Annotated in this window: 9 protein-coding genes and 1 pseudogene; 7 read left to right on the forward strand and 3 right to left on the reverse strand. The window is 40.7% G+C overall.

The genetic code is table 11. The annotated features are described in order from the left end of the window. Window positions 1–68: 68 nt before the first annotated feature. Together LRL21_RS17480 and def are read left to right on the forward strand one after the other, a co-directional pair. Complete coding sequence (locus LRL21_RS17480; protein ID WP_240417076.1) at window positions 69–764, forward strand: DUF7002 family protein; 696 nt, start codon at window positions 69–71, stop codon at window positions 762–764. A 23-nt stretch (window positions 765–787) separates the two neighbouring features. After that, window positions 788–1,333 (forward strand): peptide deformylase, encoded by a 546-nt coding sequence (def, locus tag LRL21_RS17485; protein WP_240417077.1) that lies wholly within the window; start codon window positions 788–790, stop codon window positions 1,331–1,333. Here the strand turns inward: def and LRL21_RS17490 are convergent. Together LRL21_RS17490 and LRL21_RS17495 are read right to left on the reverse strand one after the other, a co-directional pair. Then, window positions 1,312–1,934, reverse strand: a pseudogene (locus LRL21_RS17490) (AraC family ligand binding domain-containing protein); the annotation flags it as partial. The gene def and the pseudogene LRL21_RS17490 sit on opposite strands and share 22 nt — an antisense overlap. 335 nt (window positions 1,935–2,269) lie before the next feature. Then, a complete protein-coding gene (locus LRL21_RS17495) occupies window positions 2,270–2,548 on the reverse strand; it encodes a zinc ribbon domain-containing protein (RefSeq protein ID WP_240417078.1) in 279 nt (92 codons plus the stop codon). Window positions 2,549–2,693: 145 nt separating this feature from the next. Here LRL21_RS17495 and LRL21_RS17500 point away from each other — a divergent pair, with 145 nt between their 5' ends. Beyond that, complete coding sequence (locus tag LRL21_RS17500; protein WP_240417079.1) at window positions 2,694–3,602, forward strand: helix-turn-helix transcriptional regulator; 909 nt, start codon at window positions 2,694–2,696, stop codon at window positions 3,600–3,602. Window positions 3,603–3,647: 45 nt separating this feature from the next. Here the strand turns inward: LRL21_RS17500 and LRL21_RS17505 are convergent, their stop codons facing one another. Then, window positions 3,648–3,785, reverse strand: coding sequence for a hypothetical protein (locus LRL21_RS17505; RefSeq protein WP_240417080.1), 138 nt, complete (start codon window positions 3,783–3,785; stop codon window positions 3,648–3,650). A gap of 306 nt (window positions 3,786–4,091) precedes the next feature. Here LRL21_RS17505 and LRL21_RS17510 point away from each other — a divergent pair, with 306 nt between their 5' ends. The 4 genes from LRL21_RS17510 to LRL21_RS17525 all read left to right on the forward strand — a co-directional run bounded on the left by LRL21_RS17510 (window position 4,092) and on the right by LRL21_RS17525 (window position 6,490). Then, window positions 4,092–4,526 (forward strand): hypothetical protein, encoded by a 435-nt coding sequence (locus tag LRL21_RS17510; protein WP_240417081.1) that lies wholly within the window; start codon window positions 4,092–4,094, stop codon window positions 4,524–4,526. Window positions 4,527–4,537: 11 nt separating this feature from the next. Continuing rightward, on the forward strand, window positions 4,538–4,786 hold the full coding sequence (locus tag LRL21_RS17515) for a sensor histidine kinase (RefSeq protein ID WP_240417082.1): 249 nt from the start codon (window positions 4,538–4,540) through the stop codon (window positions 4,784–4,786). A gap of 63 nt (window positions 4,787–4,849) precedes the next feature. Further along, window positions 4,850–5,584: a hypothetical protein gene (locus LRL21_RS17520; RefSeq protein ID WP_240417083.1), complete on the forward strand. Its 735-nt coding sequence runs from the start codon at window positions 4,850–4,852 to the stop codon at window positions 5,582–5,584. Between the two features lie 45 nt (window positions 5,585–5,629). Then, window positions 5,630–6,490 carry a stalk domain-containing protein gene (locus tag LRL21_RS17525; RefSeq protein WP_240417084.1) on the forward strand — a complete coding sequence of 287 codons (861 nt, stop codon included), beginning with the start codon at window positions 5,630–5,632 and terminating at the stop codon, window positions 6,488–6,490. Window positions 6,491–6,610: the final 120 nt, after the last annotated feature.

Raw genomic sequence — 6,610 nt, forward strand, 5'->3', positions numbered from 1 at the left:
TTTCAAATATACGCAACTTCCTATTAAAAACCATGCCTAGATCCTCAAAGACGAGAAGGAGCAGGACCATGAAAACGGCTGTAATAGTGGCAGTAACAAATGCAAAAGGCAGGAAATCCCTGTTTCATTTTACAAGAGCAAATAATTTATCAGCTATTGCCCATTTTGATGCGTTACTATCCAGTACTCGTATCAATCCCGAATTCGAAGGTGAGCGTCGATTAATGGCGAGAAGCGTGAGCTATAATGAGTTTTCAATTACCATCAATGCTCATCTGAAGATTGTTGACAGTATGATCGATGCGGCAACTACACAGGAGCAATTTCGGGCGTGTTTGGATCGGCATGTGTTTTTTTGGCCAACCTTAAGGGATTGCAAGAAAATGGTGGATACCTACGCGCGGAGAGAGCCGGATGAACAATTTGCTGTCCTTGAATTCGATGCGCAGTCTTTATTATTGGAGCATTATGCCGCAGTGAAGCTGTCCAAGTATGATTCGGGGAGCTCTCCGCGGTTTCCTGCTCACTGTTCGTACAAGAAAAGCCCGGAAATGTTTTTACCTTTGGAACGCTTCAATACTGTCATCAGCAGTTTAGTACCTGTAAAGGCGTCCGAAATACGGGAGGTGCTCGTCGAAGATCGGGTAATGGACGTGTCCAGGCATTTGCGAGCGGTTTATCTCGATAATCGGGAGCTGTTGCCTGATTGCTGGCGGAGTCTGATGAAGCCTCTGACGGATCTGAAAGTCACGAATGCTAGATGATTTAGGAGCATTGGAGGCAAATCATGGCAGAAAGATCAATTGTCCTTTTTGGTGATTCAATTTTAAGAAAAGCAGCCAAACCGGTAGATGAAATCAATCCGAAAATCTTGAAGCTTCTGGATGACATGGTCGATACCCTCTACGCGGCTGATGGCAGGGCAGGACTGGCTGCGTCACAAGTAGGAATTCTTCGAAGAGTAATTGTGATGGATTGTGGGGAAGGATTAATTGAGCTGATCAATCCTGAGATTATTGAATCCGTGGGTGAGCAGACAGGTCCGGAGGCTTGCCTGTCATTTCCAGGATATACGGGAATCGTGAAGCGAGCCAAATCTGTTAAAGTCACAAGCCTGAATCGATACGGAGAACGGTTTACTTTGGAAGCCGAGGATTATTTGGCCCGCTGCATCCAGCATGAGGTCGATCATTTGAATGGCCTATTATTTATTGACCACGTTCAGGATTTTTACTTATATCAGGATGACACTCGGAAGCGCGTCAGTCTGCTTGAAGTCCAGAAAATGATAAGATCAACTTCAATTGAGCTCTTGCAATTCAAAAAAAACTGATAAGGCGATATGCCGGTATGATTCTTAAACTCTCGGATAAATTGGTATTTGGACATATCGAACTCTTGAGAGAGGTCGTCAAGCTTCAGCACATTTTCTATATTGCCGAACATCATTTCCTTCGCTTTTTTGACGAATTCATTATTTTTTCTATAGGCTGTATCTATGTTTGTATTAGAAACAGGGTCAACTAATGTTAACAGCAGCTCGCTGCACAGTAATTCTTCTTTACCGCTCTGGATGGCATGGCTTAGGGTGATAATACATCGTGCTAATTTGGCATTGTAGACGATAGGGGAGGAGAAGCGCAATTCTTTTTTTCCAGCAGCTCTAATAATAGGGCCGGCTTGATATAGATCATGACATAATCAAGCTCTGCCCTATCATAAGAGCTGCCACCATGCGATTGCTCGGGATTAAACAGCATAACACCATTTTTATGGGATAACTGAAAGCTGCCGTCCAGGTTATATTGCTGGATTCCGCGTAAAGTCACACCAATTGCATATTCTTCGTGGTAATGCTTTTTATATGTAAACTCCGTGATGCTTGCCGATAAGGCCAGGATATCTGCTGATTTTTTATAGTTGAATTTCCCCACGCCCTTCACCTCCCCATCTCTATAGGATTCCCGATACCATAATTGCAGAGTAAACTAAAAACAGCGCCATCAGGGTGTTTATCAATTTGTAATGATGTATTAAAAGTCTTTTGAAAACTGCACCAAAAACAACCCAGGTGGTAAATGCAAAAAAGCATTTTGGAAAAATCTGCATCAAATTCTAATTTGAAAACAATCCAGTTAAAAGCACAATTCATTAAAGACTGGTATAACAAAAAAACGGCAGAGATGCCGTTTTTGAGGATGGGGAGTTATGGGTTTGAGACATTGCACAACTCCCATGATCAAGCAGGTTGGACCCAGATGCCAGCTATTTATTGCACAGGTGCCCAGCGTTTTAATGTCGGGAACAACACTTTCATTTGTGCTTTGGCTTCATTCTCAGTCATTCCTGCGTTTGCCGTCACCATGTAGGGCACACAAAATTCGATCATCTCATCCATAGTGGTATCTGCCGTGAATTCGCCATCTGCAAAGCAATACTTACAATAATCAGGATTGGTACTGCCATCCGCATTTGTACCGTGCATTTCATTGGTTTCACCAAGTGGTGCTGCGCAGCTTTGACACGCTTTAATCATATTTGTTTCCAATTGTTATCACTCCTGTTTGTTTGGTAATTGCTAGCTTAGTATACAACTCTTAATTCGACAGCAGCATGTCATATTTTTAAAAGTTTTATAATAAGACACCGCGTTATCATATTAAACTGTATACTATTACATTGAGGTGGTACACATGCCGATAAGTCGACATTTCGAAATCATTTATTTACTCCTGCATAAGAAGACTTTGACAGCAGCCGAGTTGGCCGAGCATTTCGAAGTCTCCGCAAGAACCATTTTTAGAGATATTGATACCTTAAGCGCGGCCGGAATTCCAATCTACAGCAGCCGAGGAAAAGGCGGTGGAATTTCTTTAATGGACAGGTACGTCTTAAATACGTCTTTGTTATCTGAGCATGAGCAAAATGATATTTTAATGGCTCTTCAGAGCTTAAGCGCTGTAAAAATACCTGAAACCAATGACGTGCTGGAGAAGCTGAGCACATTATTTAAGAAGGATATGAATAACTGGATTGAGGTGGACTTCTCCCCATGGGGAAGTCAGGACAGCCAGAGACAGATGTTCCCGCTCTTGCGTCAAGCGATAATGGCGCATCACCTGATCAAGTTTCATTACTATAACACAGCAGGTGTACAGAGTAAGCGGAGTGTTGAACCCGTCAGGCTGCTGTTTAAGGGTAAATCGTGGTATTTGGAGGGGTACTGCCGTAATAGTGAGAGCTCCCGTGTATTTAAGATCAGTCGCATGAAGGAGATCGTTATTACCGAGGTCGTCTGCGATCCAAGACCGGTAGTGCCGTTTACAGATGCAGAGGACAATATTATGCGTAATTCTATCGAGGTGACTTTGCGGATTTCTGCACAAGGTGCCTACCGAATCTTCGATGAATTTGCGGAGCAGGCGATTACCCGTAATGAAGATGGTACTTATAATATCACGGTATATTTTCCAGAGGGGAATTGGCTGGACAGTTATCTGTTGTCGTTTGGTGTCCTACTTGAAGACGTTAGTCCCGTACATTTACGTCAAAGAATGTTGGACCAATTAGATGCGATGAGAAGTAAATTGAGCAGAGATTGAGCTGTGACAAAAGATACATAAGATATTTCCAAACATCGATGTAGATCACTCATTTTTATGCTTGATAAATTTATTCATTAGGGAGCCAGCGAGTGATTTTAAAACAAACAAAGCAACAAGAGCTGCACCAATTAATAAATAGGTTTCTTTAATTACGGTGATCCATCGATAAATAGTGTCCAAATTGTATGCTCCTAATCTAATAAGGGATTTTAAAGTATTGCCCAACGATTAGGTGATTTAATCAATCACAGATTTATTATCTATTATGGTGGTTACAACCTGTATCTTCCTATTATGGGTTTTCCTTGTACCAAGGATATGCTAGACTCGAAATATTAACATCACAATAATACCCTCGGTACTTTTAACAATCCATCCAATACCATCGATTAATCCCTAACATAGTTGTTATTGAAAATTATCGAAGAATGAGGCGTTCCTGACAACTTCGAAGAACGAAATCAAGCTAAGCCATGTTATTTATTAGTGTTCATCCTCTTGCTGGTCGTGGTGCGTTGGAATTGGCATAATCAGCTGTCGTTACCCAATCCTCCATCTGTGAAGCAAGGTGTGTTGGATTTGCGAGGCCTAGAGCTTGAGCATTCACGTATCTTCCCAATGGATGGGGAGTGGCTGTTTTCTCCTGAACAATGGATCGGTGCATCCCATATTGCAGGCGCTTCACAAGGACAAATGCTGCAGGTACCAGGCAACTGGAATGCTGTATTTGATCCTGCAAACAAAGAGGCATACGGAATACTTGCCCATTTCGGTGTATTTGCCGAAGAGAGGGAGGGACATGTTTCCGAAACCAAATCATTTATGGTACCTTTTGCGCAGACGAATCAAGTGGAGCTGAATCTGTTCGTACGGGCTTCTAATCAGGAGTCACCTCTAAAAGGAGGTAACGGCTGCGCATAGAGGCCGCTTATTTGCAAGCGCAAATTCAGCCGCTGGTAGAGAATGCGGTTCGTCATGGCGTTTTAAAGCTGTCTAAGGGTTGGACGGTACGGATTCGGATTGAGAGGCAAGCAGAGGGTGTCCATTTTTCTGTCATTGATACAGGGATTGGCATGGATGAGAAACAGATTAGCAAGCTGTTAATTCCAGCAGGTAAAGAAAATCGTGGTATCGGGCTGTTTAATACGCATAGCCAATTATTTACTAAAGTGGTAGACTAATGTTTGACAAAATTTGCAAGGGCTCCATATGTGTGGAGATATCAAATTTAGGATGTGATTGTAATGATATGGCTATTTTTAGGAATCATAAGTTTTATGGGATTTATTGGTTGTTTAGTAGGGGCATTTATTGCATTAGCTCAAAAGAAAGGGTTACACAAAAAATATTTCATTCTTTCGGGATCATTATTCGTATTGTTTATTATTTTTGTGAATATTTCCGCCGCGAATACAACAACCGCAGTTGAAACCAATCAATCGGTTAAACAAGAAGTTGTAACAGCATCTGCTCCAACTACTAATGCAGCGGATATTTCGACCCAAAAGAAAGTTGATGAAGCAAACAAGAAAAAAGCACTTCAAGAAGCTGTATTAGCATTTGAAAAGTCAGCACAGGAGCTGGAAGCGTCAACTTCACCATTAATGAATCAATATGCAGATGTTTTAGAAAATATGGGCAAAGGGTCTACCAGAAATGATGCATATTCAGCTGTGACAAATGCTAAAAATTTAGCGAAAACGCTGAACACTAACTACCATAACCTGCCTATCCCTAATAATTTGCCTAAGGATGTTGAACAGCTTTTAGACGAGGCTCGTATTGGTTTATCTGGAGCTTACTACAAGAAAGAAAAATCATTTGACGCCATTTTAAAATACCTTGATAACCAGAAGCCAAGTGATGCACAGGCGTTCAGAGAAGAAAATGAATCCGCGCAGCGAATATCAAAAGACGCCATTTCCAAAATAGCTCAGGCCAAGGAAAAGGTTGGGCTGGATGCGAACACTAAAAAATAATAAACATGTGCATATAGAGAAAGCACTAAAAAGGAGAGGTTCTTTTTGAAAAGTCGGTTTAGTTTCATCTTTTTTATTGTTTTAATAATAACCGTTTTTGTTCCAGTGATTGCCTCAGCTAATGAATCAGATTATACAGTGTACATTAATGATAAGCAGTTAAATACTGAAAATGCGCCTATTACACGAGATAATGCTATTTATGTGCCACTATGGAGTGTTTTAGGACAATTAAATATGTCGGCAGAGGACAACAATGGAGTACTTAAAATTAATCACCCATATCGAATATTGCTAATAAAGTCAGACCAAAACATGATGACATACTTTGGGCGTGGTATGGATGAGCATAATACCCGATTAGATTATCCCATAATTTCACAGGATTATGTGTTGTATGCACCACTCACATTCTTGAGCGATTATCTTAATATGCAAATCGCATATGGTGAGAATGGGCGTATTGATATTACTGCAGGAGATTTTAGTAAAGATATATCTTGGACAACGCTAAGTAAGAATAAATACGCTATTGATACAGCGGCCAAAAAATTATATCAAGATTCGGTTGCAGAAAGTTTTTGGAGTAAAAATCCTGTGCTCTGGAATAAAAATAAGTCAGTTGGCAATACCACATTGCAGGAAAAATATGTCCAGCAAACCATTGTCAGCTACAGTGGATTAACGGTTACATTTGTGAACAGCGAGAAGCAGTATACAGTTACTTTTAGTTCTTTGGATAATATTGCTAATACCTTCTTATTAAGTGATCCCTTGGATAATTTTACTTGGTCGCAAGATATAAAATCCTTAATAAGACAAGGTTACGTTAGAATTGGTATGACACAAGAAATGGCTATTCTTTCTTGGGGTGTTCCAGATGATGTGAACAAATCCGCTATATAGATTGAACTCATAAAATTGAGAACCGCCTAATCGGGTAAAAGATAGTAATGAACCGAAAAGGGCGGGGATCGAAGTGACAAATGAAGAAGAGATTGAAAAGCTGACAACGGCCATGAAAGA

It is taken from the genome of Paenibacillus periandrae (assembly GCF_022458865.1).
Lineage (GTDB): Bacteria > Bacillota > Bacilli > Paenibacillales > NBRC-103111 > Paenibacillus_S > Paenibacillus_S periandrae.

Excerpts from the sequence above, each read along its gene's own strand:
- LRL21_RS17480 (WP_240417076.1), top strand. The coding sequence starts at position 69 with ATGAAAACGGCTGTAATAGTGGCAGTAACAAATGCAAAAGGCAGGAAA.
- def (WP_240417077.1), top strand. The coding sequence starts at position 788 with ATGGCAGAAAGATCAATTGTCCTTTTTGGTGATTCAATTTTAAGAAAA.
- LRL21_RS17500 (WP_240417079.1), top strand. The coding sequence starts at position 2,694 with ATGCCGATAAGTCGACATTTCGAAATCATTTATTTACTCCTGCATAAG.
- LRL21_RS17520 (WP_240417083.1), top strand. The coding sequence starts at position 4,850 with ATGATATGGCTATTTTTAGGAATCATAAGTTTTATGGGATTTATTGGT.